We start from the raw sequence: 18,084 nt of genomic DNA on the forward strand, positions 1-18,084 counted from the left end.
CTTTCTGATACCTTTAGAAATCACTTTGTTGATGCATTTTGTACGCGCATCGCAGAAACTGCGGAATTGGAGGTACACCCATGGTTGAGCCAGAAACATTTACGTTCCTAACGGATCTCGGACAGAACAACCGCAAAGTCTGGCTGGATGCCCACCGCGACGCGCGCGATGACGCCCTGCGCAATTTCGCAGGCATTGCCATGACACTGCACGACTACGCGCATCGCTTTGATCCCTTCGTCGCTGAGGCGATTTGCAAACCCAAACAAAGCTACACCAAATTATTCCAAGAGCCGCGCGACCGCATTGGGCGTGATCTGTACCGCTCCGGTGTGGATGTTTTTGCCAACGCAGGTCATCCCTCGGAAGACTTCGGATACTATCTCCACATTGAGCCAGGAAACTGCCACGCAGGTGCCGCGCTTTTTCAACCCTCTAAGCCAGCGCTCGCACGGATGCGATCCCGTTTGGTCGATGATCCGGAAGGCCTGACTGACGTCTTGGCCGACGCTGCGTTCAAGAAGACTTTCCCAGAGGGAGTGATCACACGAAAGACGTTGGGCGCTGTGCCGGACGGCTTTGAGAGTAGCGGTCCCGCTGAACCCTATTTGAAAATGGTCGGCCTTGGATGCCGCAAAGACCTGTCGGACGCGCTCCTACTCGACGACGAAGTAATAGATTTGCTGATCGAGATATTTCGCGCCAGCACCCCGTTGGTACGCTACTTCGATTGAAGGCGCGCAAGAGAGATATCCGAAGCGGAGTCGCCGCCCTTCATGGGGCTGCGCATTAGTATGGTCTAGCTGTATAAGCGAACCTCGCGTTTCTCTCACCAGATTTTTCCATTAATAGAATGAGGCGAGCTTTCCATAAGGGCCAGCCTCCGGAAGAAAGAGCCGAAGTCTGGTGCTGAAATTGGGCCAAATCATTCCCCCATCAATGTCGCTAACGGCCCGTAGCCGACCTTGCTGAACTTGGCGGCGACGGTCTGCTTTGAGCTGTGATTGTGATATTAAAAGCAGTTTTTCCGCAGCCACGATTGAAGCGGATCACTTGATTTACCGCCAGAGTTTTAACTATTCCCCGATGAATGCCCGCGCTTCTCTGTGTGGCACTTAGCAGTCGCATAACGCACCTCATAAAGTTGACCTTGAGACCTTCACCAATGATGCGAATGGCAACATGAAGCAGGGTCTGCATGGCAAAACCATGACCTGCGATGGCGAGAACCGGCCCAAATCGGTCACCATGGATGGCGTCACAACGGCCTATAAATATGCAGCCGACGGCACGCGCTTATCCAAAATGGTGGGCGGCGAAGTGACCTTCTATTTTGGCGGCGTGGAGCTGCGCAAGTCGGGGACAACGGAAACCATCCTCGCCCCCTCAGTGGCGTCCGCCTCTCCTATAAAACGGGCCAAACCGGCGCCAAGGTCAGCTATATGCACGGCAATCAACTCGCCTCCGTGCGCCTTGTGACGGATAGCACGGGCAGCATTGCCAAACGATCGATCTATGCACCCATTGGTGAAGCCGACGATATTGTCGCTTCCCTCGATCCCGCGGAAACCAAAGGCTTCATCTGCGAACGCTTTGATGCCGACGCCGGCCTGCAATATCTCAACGCCAGATACTACGCCCCCGAACTTGCCATGTTCATCCAGCCAGACTGATTTGATCCTACGCTGCCAGGTGTGGGGACCAATCGGTATTCGTATAGCTTTAACGATCCGACTAATAAAATCGATCCAAATGGGAATGAAATTGTGTGGTTCGACCAAGCCGTCAACATAGGTGCAGGAATTGGTGAATTTGTTTTCAACGGAGATTTAGATGGGTTGTCAGGTACGGCAGAAAGAGCAAACACAATTGCAAATAAGACTGCAGATGTTGCGAAAGTTGTGGTTCCAAGGATGCAACGCTCCGCGGACATGACAAGGGCAAATGAGGACGGCCGCTACGTCGGCAGTGTGGCGGGTTTTGGTTTCGCGGTAGTAGAAGTGGGTCTGGGCTTCATCACTAAAACACTGCAAGCAATCATGAGCGTGACAAAAACGATTGGAAACTCTGCAATTAAAAAAGCTGCAAATAGGGCACTGACTTCTACCCAAAAACAAGGGGTATTGCGTGAAGCTTCCCAACTAGGGCAAGGTAACCTTACATTGGCCGGTAGTGCCACAAGAGCAGAAGCGGCTGAAAATGGGCAGGCGTGGGTTGGGCCAGGTTATCGCGTTGCAAGTGACATTAGAACACTCGTGAGTGCGGACAAAATGAGGACTTTCTGCTCCCCAATCCCAAAGGATAGTCCGTTTACTAACACTGGCCTTCAAGTAAATTTTGAGACAAGGGTACTTATTAAGGGGAAATGGATCGTAAGATCAAATGCGCACCTCGACGTATCCGAATAGGAATATAAATGTGAAAGCCGAACTCAAATCACTTGCATCGATAGATATCGATGAACGCACATATTGGCCAGATATCGAAGATACGTTCGGTTTCAACATTGAAGCTTCGATTGGGCCAGAGAAAGGCAGCTCTTTTGATAATTTCACCTTTTTCGTTTGTACACCACAATGGATAGCTTCCAAGTCAATCAACCAAGATTTTGGGGATTTTGGGGTATTCGGTAGACACATGCTTGTGGTTGCAGAATACTATTGGGAAAAGATTAGGTCTATGATCGAAAAACTATGCGCGGAAACGACAGGCAAAGGCTGGGACGAAGTTGCACATAGACTAGCGCGGTTTGGAATGTGGGAATACGAAGACCACCAAGAAATTTCTTAAGCAGTTTAACGGATGGTCTTAAGATTAGCAGTTCTTACCATGATCGGCTTCGGGCAACAGGCCGAAGACCTGCACCGTTCTTGCAAGATAGATCTGTGTTGGACAGTAATCCGAAAATCACACTAAATCCGCCCCGCGCACCAGGTTACTTAAGATTTTAGGACGTAGAGTTTTCCGATGAAATGAAGAAGATGTACCAAGATTAGTCTACAATACGACCAGATTGACCAGTATGCAAAACACCCAAGCTCCTCCCTCCACGACTTACCACAAAATTCACTCGATTAGGTTTCGCATGAAACTGCGGCGCCACAAGCTCGGCAAGCTCCTCCAATGTTCCGCGTCTCCCCGTCAAAACCACCAAAACCGCAATCGGCACAAACTGAACCGCCACGCCGCGGGGGCAAAGCTAACCGGCATGGAATAGATCGATGACCGGCGGATCATCTCGCGGCGTTCTAACGGGCACATTGCTTTAGACCCTGTGACAAAAATCGTTCTCTACCCGTTGGCCGGCAGGGGGGGGGCACCCCGAGAAGCGCCAGCTGACCAATCTTTGCGTGAAGGTTTTTGATCTCACCATCCTTGTTCTCAGCCTTCCTAACCTTATTTGAGAAGACGCCTGCCATGCCCTCAATCGCCTGCCGTTTCCACGTACTCACCTGTGTAGGATGCAGCTAGCGCTTGGCTGTCTTGTCCCCGCGCAACGCTTCAAGCGCCACAGCAGCCTTAAACTTGTCTGAAAAATCGCGTCGCTTCGTCATTCGTGTATCCATTCACTCGTGTGGGATACACCTGAGCACGCTGTCCAGTTGTGCCGGACCCCTTCAGTTTATACTGCTAGTCATCCAAATTGCGCACCGTTGGTTGGCTTCCAGCACTATAAAATGCCATTAAATTTTCGCTGTTTAGAAGTTGTAGAAAAAGCCCTTGAGGATAGCATTCATTCGTTTTGGCGATGGGATAGTGCGGATAGCAGAAAGAGAGTTCATTCACTTATCGAACTTCGGATACATGAACTGTCTGCGCAACTCAATGTCGTGCTCGGGGCGCCAATTCCAGAGGCGGGCTGGAACGTACCTCTGACTTTAGTAAAGCAACGGATGTTAGAAACGGTGCCTGAGGGTGAGTTGACGACATCGTATGAGCGATACTTGGAGCGGAGTTCTCCCATCGTGAATTTGTTTGAAAAACGTGCTCGTGGAAACGACAGGATACGGGTTGTTTCTGTCGCAGACGCGCTCTGTGATGCTAATACAAGAAGGTGTTTCATCACTTTGAAAGGTGTAAACCTTTACCCTGATGATGACTATTTATCGGTAAAAGGTGCCCGATTGATTGCACCCCTAACAGCCGAAGTCGTGCGTTTTGATCGTGATCCGGCGCGTGAAAGCTCTCTTCTCAGCAACATTGAATCCAAATAGGGGGGACAAATGCGGCCTATCACATTCCTGATTTATTTCCGTTGTGCCCTGATAATTTTAAACGCTAAGTGGTTGAATGTAATTATATATCATTACATTTCGGTTCTGGCGCATTTTGGGAGGGAATGAAATCGCTTCCCCCAAAATTTAGATGTTGAAGCGTCGCTGTAAAAGTTATTTCGCGAGCCTTCCCCGTTTCTGAATGTCTTAAACGACGGGACAATTCACTAAAGCGTGCACCAAAAGGTGCGAGAACGAGAGAAATAGAATGCTAATTGCGATAGACGATAACGATTTTCACCAAATAATTGGAGGCGGTTCGCCGCGCGGTTTAGGCCTCCCTGATAGTCAGGTGGCTCCTGTGGCCGTTCTTGAAATGTTGCGCTCACTCGCTTCTTCCATCGCTCTCGACTTTGTCCCAGCGGCCTGGATGTTCGTCGAAGATGGTGAAGTCGTGGGCATTTGCTCCGTTGTGAAGCCACACGCAGATGGACGTCTCGAGATCGGATTTGGCATTGCCCCCACACGTCAAAGGAAAGGCGCAGTCAGTCGTGGATTGGCTGAGCTTTTGACATGGGCGAGGGACGACGACCGGGTTCGAGAAGTGACAGCGGAATGCAGTATCGACAACACCGCTTCCCAGATCGTCCTTGCTCGAAACGGTTTAGTGGAAACAGGGCAAAGGCTGGATGAGGAAGATGGAAATGTCATATGTTGGACCGCGACAACAGTCAGATGATTGCTTCCTCACACAGCTCACATTAGACTTTCGCTTCATCCGCACAGCTGAAGCTGAAACCTAACGCAGCTTACGGGTATTGGATGAAAATTTGTTGGAGGATGCTATGTTTAGGATAGGTGGATTTTGGGCTAGGCTCTCCCTGACAGTTCTTGCCGTGGCTGTGCTGAATGCCTGTGTGCCAAACAGTACCGGAACTCCTGATCTCAAGGTCGTTGCGCCCTCTGAAGTCTCAGACCTATATCCTGGGACCGAAGGCTTGAGGTCAGAATTGGAACAAAGGCTGCCCTACTTTCCATTTGGCATTCAAAAGACCTGTGGAAACACGTATCCGCGCTTGAGACTGGCGGATGTTCCGGGCAATCCTCCGCAAGGAAACATCGCTCTTTGGGACACAACTTCTAAAACGGCAGGCAAAGTACGTTATGTGCTTTGGAACGAAGTACGTGAATGTGGCTTTCTTGTTGAAACTCTGGCGCCAGACGGTGAAGGCCCGCTGATTGATGAGGCTTATATAGCACTGACTAACAAAACTGGGAGTATTACTGTTCCGCTATCAAACACAATCGTTGATGGGATGGAATTTGATCGCACGACTTACAGTGACGCCGTGCCTCGCGATAAAACGATAATGTCAGGCATATATCGGGAGAAATTTCTTGAGTGCCATGCGCAGACTAAACGTTCGAAGGATGCGTGCCGAGATTCGGTCCAAGAATGGGTGAATGATAACACCGTTGTCCTACTCATTGCCGTTGGGGATCGTAGAGAAATCGCTAGAGCCAGCCTATTCATGATCGATGAGCGCCTGTGGTGGGCGGGCCGCGAAATAAAATAGGGCGGGAGAAACGGCTTTACCCTCATTTGAACTTTACGGCGGTTGAGTTTGTCCTGCCATTTGGCGCTTGAGGCTGGCCGCTTCTATATGGATTTGATAAAGCTGGGCAATCGCGTGTTTTCGCGGTATTGACGCGAAAACCATCACTTAGACCTAAGAGGCCCCCGTGGATATTGCTCAAACCGAATTATCAGGTGTACTCGTGATCACGCCAGATCGTTTTGGCGACCATCGCGGCTTTTTTAGCGAAAGCTATTCTAAACGTGCATTCGAGGCGGCGGGGTTGGCGTATGATTTCGTCCAAGACAATCATTCGCTTTCATCGCAAACAGGCACTGTGCGCGGGCTGCATTTTCAAGCGCCACCCCATGCGCAAGACAAGTTGGTCCGCTGTGGCAAAGGTAGCTTGTTTGACGTGTCCGTTGATATTCGCAAAGGCTCGCCGACCTATGGCCAGTGGGCATGCGAAATATTGAGCTTTGAAAACGGCAAACAGCTTCTTGTACCGGCGGGTTTTTTGCATGGGTTCATGACCTTGGAGCCGGATACGGAAATTGTCTATAAATGTACTGATTATTACGCGCCCGAATGTGACGGCGCGGTGCGGTGGGACAGTTGTAGCGTGACGTGGCCCCTTGATGTGGCGGCTCCGGTTCTTTCGGAAAAAGACTTGGCTGCACAGGTGTTTAGCACCTTCGACAGCCCATTTGAATATAAAGGTTAGAGCATGAAAATTTTGGTTACGGGCGGCGCAGGTTTTATTGGCTCCGCAGTTGTGCGCTTGGCGGTTTCGCGCGGCCATGAAGTTGTGAATGTCGATGCGTTGACCTACGCGGCCTGTTTGGAAAACGTCGCAAGCGTATCCGAAAACCCTCTCTATGCCTTCGAGCACGCCGATATTTGCGACCGCGCCGCGATGGATCGCATTCTGGTTGCGCATAAGCCCGACGCTGTGATGCATCTTGCCGCCGAGAGCCATGTTGACCGCTCGATCGACGGACCTGGGGCGTTTATCCAGACCAATATTACTGGAACGTATATCCTTCTTGAGGCCGCGCGGGCCTATTGGGAAGGGGCGGGCAAGCCCGAGGGCTTTCGTTTTCACCATATCTCAACCGATGAGGTTTTTGGCTCGTTGGGGGCCGACGGGCAGTTCACCGAAGACACGCCCTATGCGCCAAACTCGCCGTATTCAGCGTCTAAGGCCGCGAGTGACCACCTTGTGCGCGCATGGGCCGAAACCTATGGTTTGCCCGTTGTGATGACCAATTGCTCCAATAATTACGGCCCGTACCACTTTCCCGAAAAGCTGGTTCCCGTGGTGATCCTGAAGGCGCTCGCGGGCGAGGCGATCCCTGTGTACGGCACGGGCGAAAACGTCCGCGACTGGCTCTATGTTGAAGACCACGCCGACGCGCTTTTGTGTGTGTTGGAAAAGGGCGTGCTAAACCGAAGCTATAATGTCGGCGGCGAAAACGAAGCCACGAATTTGGATCTCGTCAAAATGATTTGCGGGGTGCTCGATCAACGCCGCCCCTCAAACGCGCCCCATGCCGATTTGATCAGCTTTGTTGCCGATCGCCCCGGACATGATTTGCGTTATGCGATTGATCCAACGCGCATCCGCACCGAACTCAACTGGCGCCCTTCGGTGACCGTTGAAGAAGGTATCGCCAAAACCGTTGATTGGTATTTGGATAATCAAGACTGGTGGTCGGCGTTGCAAAACCGCGACGGGGTTGGCGCGCGCCTTGGGACAAAATCATGATTTTGGTTTTTGGCAAAACGGGTCAAGTCGGGCGCGAATTGTCGAAACTTGCGGGGGTGGTTTGCCTTGGGCGGGACGAGGCCGATCTCAGTGATCCAGAAGGCTGTGCGCGAATTATTCGGGACCGTGCACCGCTTGGGGTGATCAACGCTGCGGCCTATACGAATGTGGACAAGGCTGAGGATGAGCCCGAAATCGCACAGGCGATCAACGGGACAGCGGCAGGGGCGATGGCCGTTGCCTGTCGTGATTTGAATATTCCTTTCGTTCAAATTTCGACGGATTATGTTTTTGATGGCGCGGGCGACAGTCCTAGATCGCCAGAGGACACCACCGGTCCGCTAAATATCTATGGGGCAACAAAACTTGCGGGCGAAGAGGCCGTGCGGGCGGCAAATCCGATCCACGCAATCCTGCGAACAAGTTGGGTTTTCTCCGGGCATGGCAGCAACTTTGTGAAGTCCATGTTGCGCCTTGGACGGGAACGCGACAGCTTAAACATCGTGGCCGATCAGGTCGGCGGCCCCACCGCCGCACAGGATATCGCGGCGGCCTGTTTTGACATCGTTCAACAACTAGCGCAGGACCCAAGAAAATCTGGGACCTATCATTTCGCGGGGGCCCCCGACGTAAGTTGGGCGGATTTTGCGCGGGAAATTTTCCACCAAACTGGCATCACCTGCGCGGTTCAGGATATTCCCTCAACGGCCTATCCGACCCCCGCAAAAAGGCCGAAAAACTCGCGGATGAATTGTTATGATTTGTCCGCTTTCTCCCTTGAGCGCCCAGATTGGCGCGCCTCATTGACTAAAACACTAAATAAATTGGACCAGTAATTATGACAAAACGTAAGGGCATTATTCTCGCGGGCGGTTCCGGCACGCGCCTTTACCCCATTACTGTTGGAGTCTCGAAACAACTTCTACCGATTTATGATAAGCCGATGATTTACTATCCGATGTCGGTTTTGATGCTCGCGGGCATACGCGAAATTGCGATCATCACAACGCCGCACGACCAAGACCAATTTATCCGCACGCTTGGCGACGGCAGCCAGTGGGGCCTATCGCTGACCTATATCGTGCAAGAAAATCCAGACGGGTTGGCGCAGGCCTATATCCTAGCTGAGGACTTTCTTGCGGGGGCGCCATCGGCTTTGGTGCTTGGTGACAACATCTTTTTTGGCCACGGGCTTCCGGAAATTCTGGAGCGCGCCGATGAGAAAAACACAGGCGGAACTGTGTTTGGTTACCACGTCGCCGATCCTGAACGCTATGGTGTTGTTGGGTTTGACGCGGATGGAAACGCTAATGAAATCATCGAGAAGCCAAAGAACCCACCGTCGAACTACGCGGTGACGGGCCTGTATTTCCTCGATGGTGATGCGCCAAAGCGTGCGCATCAAGTACAACCCTCCGCGCGGGGTGAATTGGAAATCACCAGCCTCCTTGAGACCTACCTTGAGGACGGCTCGCTGACGGTTGAAACCATGGGGCGCGGGTTTGCGTGGCTCGATACAGGCACCCATGGCAGCCTGTTGGACGCCGGAAATTTCGTGCGGACCCTACAATTGCGCCAAGGGATGCAGGTGGGATGTCCCGAAGAGATTGCATTTGAGAACAAGTGGATTGATGCTGGGATGATGGCCGTTCACGCCAAGACCTATGGCAAAAATGCCTATGGCACCTATTTGGCCAGTTTGATCCATTAACGTTTCACCGGCGAGAATCACAACGGGGGTCCCATAAGGTGCCCCCGTCTTGCGTCGTGTGAGTTCAAAACCCAAAGTGATACTAAATTAGAACAGATTTTAGAGAGAACTACCCTAGTTGGTAATCATTTTTTAGGAATCAATCGCGAGAGGGGCGCTTCGGCCATCTTTCGAATTTGGGCTTCTGTTAATACTCTCTGCTGTGGATAACTTCACCCAGTTTCTCAGTCCAATTCCCTAACTCAGCCGATCTATTGAACAATTCCAAAACCGGCTCAATAAGCGGGCAAAAAATAAATTAACCATTAGAATCAAAATGAGGCCACCCGTCCCGAAAATCCGCTCAGGTCAACGAAAAAAACCAGTGGATAAGTCAAATATTTGCGTTGACCGAATGGCTTCAAATACGCCACCTTGTGGGTGCCGGTCGGGGATGCCACAAGATTTAGTGGCAGAGCGGCAAAAGGGACAGAGACAAGTTTAAGAGCGAAATTAAATTTTCAAATCGCGCTTACGCCGTTGATTGCATGATCATTGGCGGGTTTTCACTCCTTTTTCTTCACCGACCAGCACGAATTTGGGATCAAGCTTCATCACGGTGTGTGGGTTTGGTTTGCACTTTAAAACGAGACCGCAGGGTCAGCGACGGGGCAACGACATGAAAATCGAACACAAATTTACCAAATCCGGAAAAGACGCTTATGCGGATATAGAATTCACCGAAACACTGTCGGAAATTCGCAATCCAGATGGTACAATTGTGTTCCAACTCAAAGACATTGAAGTGCCCGCTAAGTGGAGCCAAGTCGCTAGCGACGTCATTGCCCAGAAATACTTTCGCAAGGCGGGTGTGCCGGTTGCTCTGAAAAAAGTGAAAGAAAAGGGGGTCCCTGAGTTTCTTTGGCGCTCGGTTCCTGATGAAAAAGCGCTCGAAAAACTCCCTAAATCCGAACGCACAACCAGCGAACTCAGCGCCAAGCAGGTTTTTAACCGTCTGGCCGGGGCTTGGGCCTATTGGGGTTGGAAGGGTGGCTATTTCTCAGCTGAATCCGATGCGCGCGCCTATTACGACGAAATGCGCCATATGCTCGCCAGCCAGCGCGCCGCCCCCAACTCTCCACAATGGTTTAACACGGGCCTGCACTGGGCCTACGGTATCGACGGACCGGGCCAAGGCCACCATTATGTCGACTATAAATCGGGCGAATTAACCCTCTCAACCTCCGCCTATGAGCATCCGCAACCGCATGCGTGCTTTATCCAATCCGTGGCCGACGATCTGGTGGGCGAGGGCGGTATCATGGACCTTTGGGTCCGCGAAGCACGTCTGTTTAAATACGGCTCTGGCACTGGCACCAACTTCTCGTCCCTCCGGTCGGCGGGCGAAAAACTCTCGGGCGGCGGCAGTTCGTCTGGCCTCATGGGTTTCCTAAAAATCGGCGACCGCGCCGCAGGGGCGATCAAATCCGGCGGCACAACCCGTCGCGCGGCCAAAATGGTGATCGTCGATGCGGACCACCCAGATATCGAAGAATTCATCAACTGGAAGGTCCTTGAAGAGCAAAAAGTTGCCTCCATAGTCGCTGGCTCCAAAATGCACGAAGAGAAGCTGAACGCCATCTTCGCGGCAATTAAACTTTGGGATGGCGCCGTCCAAGATGCCTATGAACCCAAAAAGAACGACGCGCTAAAAGACGCCGTGCGGGCCGCGAAAAAAGTTGCGATCCCAGAGACTTATGTGAAGCGCGTTCTGGATTATGCCCGCCAAGGCTATGATAGCATTGAATTCCCAACCTACGACACAGACTGGGATTCCGAAGCCTATAGCTCCGTTTCTGGCCAAAATTCAAACAACTCGATCCGCGTCACGGACGCCTTCTTGAAAGCGGTCGAAGTAGACACGGATTGGGACCTGATCAACCGCACCGACGGCGCTGTCACCAAGACCATAAAAGCCCGCGACCTTTGGGAACAAGTTGGCCATGCCGCATGGGCCTGTGCCGATCCGGGCATCCAATACCACGACACCGTTAATGCTTGGCACACCTGCCCCGAAGACGGTGCGATCCGCGGCTCAAACCCTTGTTCCGAATATATGTTTCTCGATGACACGGCCTGTAACCTTGCGTCGATGAACTTGCTCACCTTCCTTAAGGACGACGAATTCCAAGCCGAAGACTATATGCACGCCACGCGTCTTTGGACCATCACGTTGGAAATTTCCGTCACCATGGCGCAATTCCCCTCCAAAGAAATCGCGCAACGCTCCTATGATTTCCGGACGTTGGGCCTTGGTTATGCCAACATCGGCGGTTTGCTGATGAACATGGGCTTTGGCTATGACAGCGACGAAGGCCGCGCGCTTTGCGGCGCTTTGACGGCGATCATGACGGCGGTTGCCTATGCGACCTCCGCCGAAATGGCGGGCGAACTGGGCGCGTTTTCGAAATACGAGAAAAACTCCAAGCATATGCTGCGCGTCATCCGTAATCACCGCACCGCAGCCTATGGCAAGGTAAACGGCTACGAAGGGCTTGATATCAAACCCCTCGCGCTCGATCACAAAAACTGTCCCGACATGCGCCTAATCGACTTGGCCACTTCCGCTTGGGATGAAGCTCTGCGCCTTGGCGAGAAGCACGGCTATCGCAACGCGCAGGTCTCGGTTATTGCGCCGACGGGCACCATCGGCCTCGTTATGGATTGCGACACCACGGGGATTGAACCTGATTTCGCGCTGGTGAAATTCAAGAAACTCGCGGGTGGTGGCTACTTCAAAATCATCAACCAATCTGTTCCCGCGGCCCTCGAAAAACAAGGCTATGGCACGGCGCACATTGAAGAAATTATCAGCTATGCGGTTGGCCACGCCAGCATCGGCAACGCCCCAAGCATCAATCACACCTCCCTCATTGGGCACGGTTTTGGTCAGGCCGAATTGAATAAAATCGAAGCAGCGCTGCCAAGCGCCTTTGACATCCGGTTCGTGTTTAACCAATGGACTTTGGGCGAAGAATTCTGCACCAAGACGCTCGGAATTCCAGTCGCAAAGCTCAATGACTCAAGCTTCGATCTGCTGCGCCACCTTGGCTTCACGCGGGCGGAAATCGACGCAGCGAACGACCATGTTTGCGGAACAATGACCCTTGAAGGCGCGCCGCACCTCAAAGAAGAACACTACGAAATCTTCGATTGCGCCAATCCTTGCGGAAAAATTGGTAAGCGTTTCCTAAGTGTTAACAGCCACATCTATATGATGGCGGCGGCACAAAGCTTTATCTCGGGTGCTATTTCCAAAACCATCAACATGGCGAATGATGCTACGATTGAGGACTGTCAAAAAGCTTATGAATTGAGCTGGTCCCTCGGAATCAAGGCAAACGCGCTATACCGTGATGGATCCAAACTGTCGCAACCTTTGGCCTCTGCTTTGGTTGAGGACGACGAGGAGGCACAAGACATTCTTGAAAGCGGTTCCCAACGGGAAAAAGCTGCGGTTTTGGCGCAGAAAGTTGTCGAAAAGATCATCATCAAAGAGATCATCAAAAGCCACCGCGAAAAGATGCCTCAGCGGCGCAAAGGCTATACCCAAAAGGCCAATGTCGGCGGCCACAAAGTGTATCTGCGGACTGGCGAATATGAAGACGGCAATCTTGGTGAAATCTTTATCGATATGCACAAAGAGGGCGCCGGCTTTCGCGCAATGATGAATAATTTCGCCATCGCGGTCTCGGTTGGCCTGCAATATGGTGTGCCTCTCGAAGAATTCGTCGATGCCTTTACGTTTACGAAATTCGAACCCGCTGGCATGGTTCAAGGCAACGACAGCGTTAAAAGCGCGACCTCGATCCTAGACTACATCTTCCGTGAATTAGCTATTTCCTACTTGGATCGCACCGACCTCGCGCATGTCAAACCAGAGGGCGCAAGCTTTGACGACATTGGTCGCGGCGATCAGGAAGGCGTCTCAAACGTACAAACTGTGAGTGAAGCTGCAGCATCCAAGTCCTTGGAAGTTTTGAAACAAATCAGCTCTACAGGCTATTTGCGCAAGCGGTTTCCCCAAGAGTTAATTGTCCTTCAGGGCGGCGCGGGGGCAACTGCATTGAGCGATTTCGCCGATCCAATCGCCACGTTGAGGTCACTTGTTCCAGAGGTTTCCACGGCGACAACGACGTCGATTTCGTCCGGAACTGTTTCAACCGGCTTGGGCCAAATGGACCTGCGTTCGAAAGCAAAAATGCAAGGCTACGAGGGCGATCCCTGTGGTGATTGCGGAAACTACACACTGGTGCGCAATGGCACCTGTATGAAATGCAACACCTGTGGCGGAACATCTGGGTGTAGCTAGAAAACCTCCTCGACCTTCGGGTCGGGGGAATTCCGGGGCGGGTGCGCTCGCCCTTGACGCGGATCAGGCCGCAGGCAGAATACCGGGCGGTACGAATGATGAGCCTGATAAGCGAAACTCGGGGAGCCTTTGGGCTCCCCTTTTTCCTTTCCACGAGTGTGAATTCGAGGAAAATGCAAAAAGCCGAGGATAAAACCTCGGCTTTCTAATGTTTAAAATCTTTAAAAACGCGGCTGTTTTTTGTTTAAAGAGTTTAAAAAAGCCAGCTTATTTTTCCCCGCCACGTGCAAGGGCGGCAACACCCGTACGCGCAGTTTCAACCAACCCAAGCGGGCGCATTAGCTCTGCAAAAGCGTCAATTTTTTCACTTGTGCCGGTCATCTCAAAAATGAAACTGTCGAGCGTGCTGTCAACGACATTGGCACGAAAAATATCGGCCAAACGTAAGGCTTCAACACGTTTTTCGCCATTTCCAGCCACTTTGAAAAGCGCCAATTCGCGCTCAACACTCGGGCCTTCGACTGTCAAATCATTGACACGGTAAACGGGTACGATACGGCCAAGTTGCGCTTTGATTTGCTCGATGACCTGCGGGGTTCCCGAGGTGACAATCGTGATCCGCGAGCGGTGAAACTCGTGGTTAACTTCGGCCACTGTGAGGCTGTCGATGTTATATCCACGCCCCGAAAACAAGCCGATGACCCGCGCCAAAACACCCGCCTCGTTTTCAACAACACAAGCTAGAGTATGCGTTTCTATGACATCAGCATTCGGGTCTTTTAAGTCATAAGCCGAGTGCTTGGATGCGCCTTTTTTAATCTTTAGAACAGACATTTATCGACCTTTCTTAAACGAGAACCGCGCCAGTGTTTCCAATAGCATTTTGCGTGTCAGCATCACCCATCAACATTTCATTGTGCGCGGCACCAGACGGAATCATAGGGAAACAGTTTTCGTGCTTCTCGACCATACAATCGAAAATAACGGGCCCGTCATAGGCCAACATTTCCATGATCGCTTCGTCCAAATCCGCAGGATCGGAGCAGCGAATACCCTTGCCCCCGAAGGCTTCGGCCAGCTTCACAAAGTCCGGCAAGCTTTCACTCCATGAGTGACTATACCGTTCGCCATGCAGCAATTCCTGCCACTGGCGAACCATGCCCAAACGCTCATTGTTGAGGATGAACTGTTTGACGGGCAGGCGATATTGAATTGCGGTTCCCATCTCTTGCATATTCATCAACCAACTCGCTTCGCCCGCGACGTTAATCACCAGACTATCGGGATGCGCTACCTGCACGCCAACTGACGCTGGTAAACCATAGCCCATCGTGCCCAATCCGCCGGAGGTCATCCAACGGTTTGGATCCTCGAATCCAAGGAATTGTGCGGCCCACATTTGGTGCTGACCAACTTCGGTGGTGATATAGCGGTCATATTTTTTTGTAAGCGCTTCAAGGCGTTGCAGCGCATATTGCGGCTTGATGATGGTTTCAGAATTTTTGTACGTCAGACAACTGCGCGCACGCCATTTGTCGATCTGTGCCCACCAAGTCGCCAATGCCCCGACATTTGTTTTACTGCCGCGCGCTTTCCAAATTTTCAAAGCATCCTCGAGCACATGGCCGATATCGCCTAAAATGGGAACGTCGACACGGATCACTTTGTTAATCGAACTCGGGTCAATATCGATGTGAACCTTGGTACTTTTTGGGCTAAACGATTGGAGACGGCCGGTGATCCTGTCATCAAACCGCGCACCAATGTTGATCATCACGTCGCAATCATGCATCGCCATGTTGGCTTCATACAACCCGTGCATGCCCAACATGCCGAGCCAATTTTTGCCTGACGCCGGATAGGCACCCAGCCCCATGAGGGTGGACGTTACAGGAATGTTTGCGGCCGCAACCCATTCGCGCAGCAGCTGACTGGCGGCGGGGCCTGAGTTGATAACGCCGCCACCCGTGTAGAAGATCGGGCGTTTGGCGGTTTCGAGCAGTTCAACCATTGCCGTAATGGCCTCTTTGTCGCCTTTTAGGTTGGGTTGGTAGTGATCAACCTTCGCCTTCTGCGGCGGCGTATAAGTGCCAGTCGCAAATTGAACGTCCTTGGGAATGTCTACAAGCGTCGGTCCTGGGCGACCGCTGGTCGCGACATGGAAGGCTTGGTGCAACGTTTCTGCGAGTTTGTCGGTGTCTTTTACCAACCAGTTGTGTTTGGTGCAGGGGCGGGTGATGCCAACGGTATCGGCCTCTTGAAACGCGTCGGTTCCGATCATGAATGTCGGCACTTGGCCGGTCAGAACCACAAGTGGGATGGAATCCAGCAAAGCGTCCGTCAAACCGGTTACTGCATTTGTGGCCCCAGGGCCGGACGTTACCAAAACGACACCCGGTTTTCCGGTGCTGCGCGCATATCCTTCGGCGGCGTGAACCGCGCCCTGTTCATGGCGCACCAGAATATGTTGAATGTCGTTTTGTTGAAAAATGGCATCGTAGATTGGTAGGACGGCGCCGCCGGGATAGCCAAAGACGGTATCTACGCCTTGATCCCTAAGGGCTTGAACAATCATTTCTGCGCCGGTCATCTGCCGTGTCATGTTTCTCTCCGATGTTCACGCGATCTGCGTGTATGGTGTTGCAACAAAAAAGCCCCCGGAAATTTCCGAGGGCGCATGGGTTCCATAATGGTGTACCGTTACCGGCCCATGCGCATCTTTCTGACTAGAATGACAATAGAAAACATTGCCTAAGCTCCTTTGCGTGTAGAGAGACATTAATCACGGGAAAAGGGGGCGTCAACACCGAAAACGCGATTAAAGTGTCGCGGCAATGTTAAATAGTTGCGTAAAGTTGCAAAATGCGATGGTAAATTGGAATTTTAAGTAAGGCGAGGTTAGTTGATTAGGGTGCTAATCACGCTTTGCGCGTTGTCTGTGGCCGCTTGGATACCTTCTGCGTGGGTTTTTACTTCACTGGCAATGACCGAAAATCCCCGCCCTGCATCTCCAGCCCGTGCTGCTTCTACGGACGCGTTAATGGCTGTCAGGCGAATGGAGGTGGAAATTTTGCGAATATCGTTAAACGCGGAGGTGAGCGTCTGACGTGCCCCGTCGATGTCGCCTTTTTTCAACTCTAGATCGCCCCAAAGAGCCTCTGTAATCACGTTCATACTTTCATATGTAGCTGGAAAAATGGCTTCATAGAACTGGGAGGCTTCGCGATAGGTTGGAATGTTCCCTTCCGCAAGACGCGTTCCCAACGACTTGATCCGTTCTCCGCACGACAAAACACGTTGGCGCAACTCGCCATCCTGTGAGGCGATTTGTCTAATCCAGTCGAGTTTATCTTGGGGAAGGTCAAGGATATTTTCTTTGCCAAACAGAAGCCCCAGCGTCTTAAGATACTTTTCTTGGTAGGCGTTGAATTCCTCGATACTCACGTCGCGATCTTTACTTGATGGCGCGGCAACGATGGCCATCACGCGCAGACTCATTTGCAGAGCCACCGAGCGTGTCAGGGTAATTTGATCCAAGATTTCGCGATCCTTTTGAAAGGAATCGGCGTTCTTCTTGGACCGAGACCCATCAGAATAGGACGTTATTTTCGAGGCGTTTGGGGGCGAAAATTTTTGCGAGATCGACATAAGGGTGGCATCCTAACTGCATACGTTTTCCACAATCTATGTCGTTATAATGAAGGCTCCATTAACGAAACTCGCGACCTCAAAAAGTTATGGTGCACACATGGTATTTTTTAGCCCGCAACGGAATGACAGCCGTTTTAAGCGTTGAAAAAGCTTAGAACGGCACGCCTGTCCCTTGCAGGACGCCTTGCTCCATGGCGTAGCGCGTCAGGCCAGCGGTCGAACTAATCCCCAGTTTTCGTTTGATATTCTTGCGATGCGTTTCAACAGTGCGCACGGAAATATCCAAGCTGATCGCGACCTCTTTGTTACTGCGCCCTTGGGCCAATTCCAACAGGATCGTTTGCTCGCGACTGGTGAGGGGGACGCGGCCATCGGTGGTTTTAGGCTCAATTGACGATGTTGCACCGGGGCAAAGATACTGGTTACCTGCCATCACCGTATCTATGGCGACTTTGATTTCTTCGGTCGGGACATCCTTGAGAATATAGCCTTTTGCCCCCGCAGAGAGCGCGGTCGAAATATACTCGGGCGTGTCGTGCATCGACAGGATCAAAATGCGGGTGTTCGGGTGCGTTTCCAAAAGGATTTCGGTGGCGGATAGCCCGTTTACCTCGGGCATATTAAGATCAAGCAGGATGACGTCTGGCGAGAATTCATCAATTTTCTCAATAACTTCTCGCCCATTGCTCAGGCAGCCTACAACCGTAATATCGTCATAGGTCTCAAGAATAGACTGAATGCCCTCCGCGACCATCGGGTGATCGTCGACAATCAAAACGCGCGTGGGTGTAACTTGGGGCGTGTCGCTCATT

At 51.8% G+C, this 18,084-nt stretch carries 17 protein-coding genes; 13 read left to right on the forward strand and 4 right to left on the reverse strand.

What is annotated here, in order from left to right:
- Window positions 1-80 precede the first annotated feature (80 nt).
- From AB9F26_RS05375 to AB9F26_RS05435, 13 genes are all read left to right on the forward strand, one after another.
- Entirely contained in the window at window positions 81-734 is a 654-nt protein-coding gene (locus tag AB9F26_RS05375; RefSeq protein ID WP_369756127.1) for a DUF2461 domain-containing protein, read from the forward strand.
- A gap of 448 nt (window positions 735-1,182) precedes the next feature.
- Window positions 1,183-1,479: a hypothetical protein gene (locus AB9F26_RS05380; RefSeq protein ID WP_335586617.1), complete on the forward strand. Its 297-nt coding sequence runs from the start codon at window positions 1,183-1,185 to the stop codon at window positions 1,477-1,479.
- A complete protein-coding gene (locus AB9F26_RS05385) occupies window positions 1,443-1,673 on the forward strand; it encodes a hypothetical protein (protein ID WP_335586616.1) in 231 nt (76 codons plus the stop codon). Before AB9F26_RS05380 ends, AB9F26_RS05385 begins: the two co-directional genes overlap by 37 nt.
- 93 nt (window positions 1,674-1,766) lie before the next feature.
- Complete coding sequence (locus tag AB9F26_RS05390) at window positions 1,767-2,408, forward strand: hypothetical protein (RefSeq protein WP_369767489.1); 642 nt, start codon at window positions 1,767-1,769, stop codon at window positions 2,406-2,408.
- A 10-nt stretch (window positions 2,409-2,418) separates the two neighbouring features.
- Window positions 2,419-2,790 (forward strand): Imm8 family immunity protein, encoded by a 372-nt coding sequence (locus AB9F26_RS05395; protein WP_335586614.1) that lies wholly within the window; start codon window positions 2,419-2,421, stop codon window positions 2,788-2,790.
- 782 nt (window positions 2,791-3,572) lie between these two features.
- The gene (locus AB9F26_RS05400; RefSeq protein WP_369767490.1) at window positions 3,573-4,214 is read left to right on the forward strand and encodes an SGNH hydrolase domain-containing protein; all 642 of its coding nucleotides are present in this window, start codon (window positions 3,573-3,575) and stop codon (window positions 4,212-4,214) included.
- Window positions 4,215-4,482: 268 nt separating this feature from the next.
- Window positions 4,483-4,953 carry a GNAT family N-acetyltransferase gene (locus tag AB9F26_RS05405; protein ID WP_335586515.1) on the forward strand — a complete coding sequence of 157 codons (471 nt, stop codon included), beginning with the start codon at window positions 4,483-4,485 and terminating at the stop codon, window positions 4,951-4,953.
- 106 nt (window positions 4,954-5,059) lie between these two features.
- Window positions 5,060-5,791 carry a hypothetical protein gene (locus AB9F26_RS05410; RefSeq protein ID WP_335586516.1) on the forward strand — a complete coding sequence of 244 codons (732 nt, stop codon included), beginning with the start codon at window positions 5,060-5,062 and terminating at the stop codon, window positions 5,789-5,791.
- 166 nt (window positions 5,792-5,957) lie between these two features.
- The gene (rfbC, locus tag AB9F26_RS05415) at window positions 5,958-6,515 is read left to right on the forward strand and encodes a dTDP-4-dehydrorhamnose 3,5-epimerase (RefSeq protein ID WP_369767491.1); all 558 of its coding nucleotides are present in this window, start codon (window positions 5,958-5,960) and stop codon (window positions 6,513-6,515) included.
- A 3-nt stretch (window positions 6,516-6,518) separates the two neighbouring features.
- Window positions 6,519-7,559 (forward strand): dTDP-glucose 4,6-dehydratase, encoded by a 1,041-nt coding sequence (gene rfbB / locus AB9F26_RS05420; protein WP_335586518.1) that lies wholly within the window; start codon window positions 6,519-6,521, stop codon window positions 7,557-7,559.
- The gene (rfbD, locus tag AB9F26_RS05425) at window positions 7,556-8,395 is read left to right on the forward strand and encodes a dTDP-4-dehydrorhamnose reductase (protein ID WP_369767492.1); all 840 of its coding nucleotides are present in this window, start codon (window positions 7,556-7,558) and stop codon (window positions 8,393-8,395) included. Before rfbB ends, rfbD begins: the two co-directional genes overlap by 4 nt.
- Window positions 8,396-8,397: 2 nt before the next feature.
- Window positions 8,398-9,270, forward strand: coding sequence for a glucose-1-phosphate thymidylyltransferase RfbA (gene rfbA / locus AB9F26_RS05430; RefSeq protein ID WP_369767493.1), 873 nt, complete (start codon window positions 8,398-8,400; stop codon window positions 9,268-9,270).
- A 658-nt stretch (window positions 9,271-9,928) separates the two neighbouring features.
- Complete coding sequence (locus AB9F26_RS05435; RefSeq protein WP_369767494.1) at window positions 9,929-13,621, forward strand: vitamin B12-dependent ribonucleotide reductase; 3,693 nt, start codon at window positions 9,929-9,931, stop codon at window positions 13,619-13,621.
- Between the two features lie 267 nt (window positions 13,622-13,888).
- Here the strand turns inward: AB9F26_RS05435 and ilvN are convergent, their stop codons facing one another.
- The 4 genes from ilvN to AB9F26_RS05455 form a co-directional block, all read right to left on the reverse strand.
- Window positions 13,889-14,455, reverse strand: coding sequence for an acetolactate synthase small subunit (gene ilvN / locus AB9F26_RS05440; RefSeq protein ID WP_039004343.1), 567 nt, complete (start codon window positions 14,453-14,455; stop codon window positions 13,889-13,891).
- A 13-nt stretch (window positions 14,456-14,468) separates the two neighbouring features.
- Window positions 14,469-16,223, reverse strand: coding sequence for an acetolactate synthase 3 large subunit (locus tag AB9F26_RS05445; protein ID WP_369756140.1), 1,755 nt, complete (start codon window positions 16,221-16,223; stop codon window positions 14,469-14,471).
- A 296-nt stretch (window positions 16,224-16,519) separates the two neighbouring features.
- Entirely contained in the window at window positions 16,520-17,269 is a 750-nt protein-coding gene (locus AB9F26_RS05450; protein ID WP_335586523.1) for a methyl-accepting chemotaxis protein, read from the reverse strand.
- A 154-nt stretch (window positions 17,270-17,423) separates the two neighbouring features.
- Window positions 17,424-18,083 (reverse strand): response regulator transcription factor, encoded by a 660-nt coding sequence (locus AB9F26_RS05455; RefSeq protein WP_335586524.1) that lies wholly within the window; start codon window positions 18,081-18,083, stop codon window positions 17,424-17,426.
- Between the last annotated feature and the right edge of the window lies 1 nt (window position 18,084).

The sequence above is a fragment of the Falsihalocynthiibacter sp. BN13B15 genome, from assembly GCF_041205415.1.
Lineage (GTDB): Bacteria > Pseudomonadota > Alphaproteobacteria > Rhodobacterales > Rhodobacteraceae > Falsihalocynthiibacter > Falsihalocynthiibacter arcticus.

Coding starts and splice junctions, on each gene's coding strand:
- AB9F26_RS05375 (WP_369756127.1), top strand. CDS start 81: ATGGTTGAGCCAGAAACATTTACGTTCCTAACGGATCTCGGACAGAAC.
- AB9F26_RS05380 (WP_335586617.1), top strand. CDS start 1,183: ATGAAGCAGGGTCTGCATGGCAAAACCATGACCTGCGATGGCGAGAAC.
- AB9F26_RS05385 (WP_335586616.1), top strand. CDS start 1,443: ATGCACGGCAATCAACTCGCCTCCGTGCGCCTTGTGACGGATAGCACG.
- AB9F26_RS05405 (WP_335586515.1), top strand. CDS start 4,483: ATGCTAATTGCGATAGACGATAACGATTTTCACCAAATAATTGGAGGC.
- AB9F26_RS05410 (WP_335586516.1), top strand. CDS start 5,060: ATGTTTAGGATAGGTGGATTTTGGGCTAGGCTCTCCCTGACAGTTCTT.
- rfbB (WP_335586518.1), top strand. CDS start 6,519: ATGAAAATTTTGGTTACGGGCGGCGCAGGTTTTATTGGCTCCGCAGTT.
- rfbD (WP_369767492.1), top strand. CDS start 7,556: ATGATTTTGGTTTTTGGCAAAACGGGTCAAGTCGGGCGCGAATTGTCG.
- rfbA (WP_369767493.1), top strand. CDS start 8,398: ATGACAAAACGTAAGGGCATTATTCTCGCGGGCGGTTCCGGCACGCGC.
- AB9F26_RS05435 (WP_369767494.1), top strand. CDS start 9,929: ATGAAAATCGAACACAAATTTACCAAATCCGGAAAAGACGCTTATGCG.
- ilvN (WP_039004343.1), bottom strand. CDS start 14,455: ATGTCTGTTCTAAAGATTAAAAAAGGCGCATCCAAGCACTCGGCTTAT.
- AB9F26_RS05445 (WP_369756140.1), bottom strand. CDS start 16,223: ATGACACGGCAGATGACCGGCGCAGAAATGATTGTTCAAGCCCTTAGG.
- AB9F26_RS05450 (WP_335586523.1), bottom strand. CDS start 17,269: ATGTCGATCTCGCAAAAATTTTCGCCCCCAAACGCCTCGAAAATAACG.
- AB9F26_RS05455 (WP_335586524.1), bottom strand. CDS start 18,083: ATGAGCGACACGCCCCAAGTTACACCCACGCGCGTTTTGATTGTCGAC.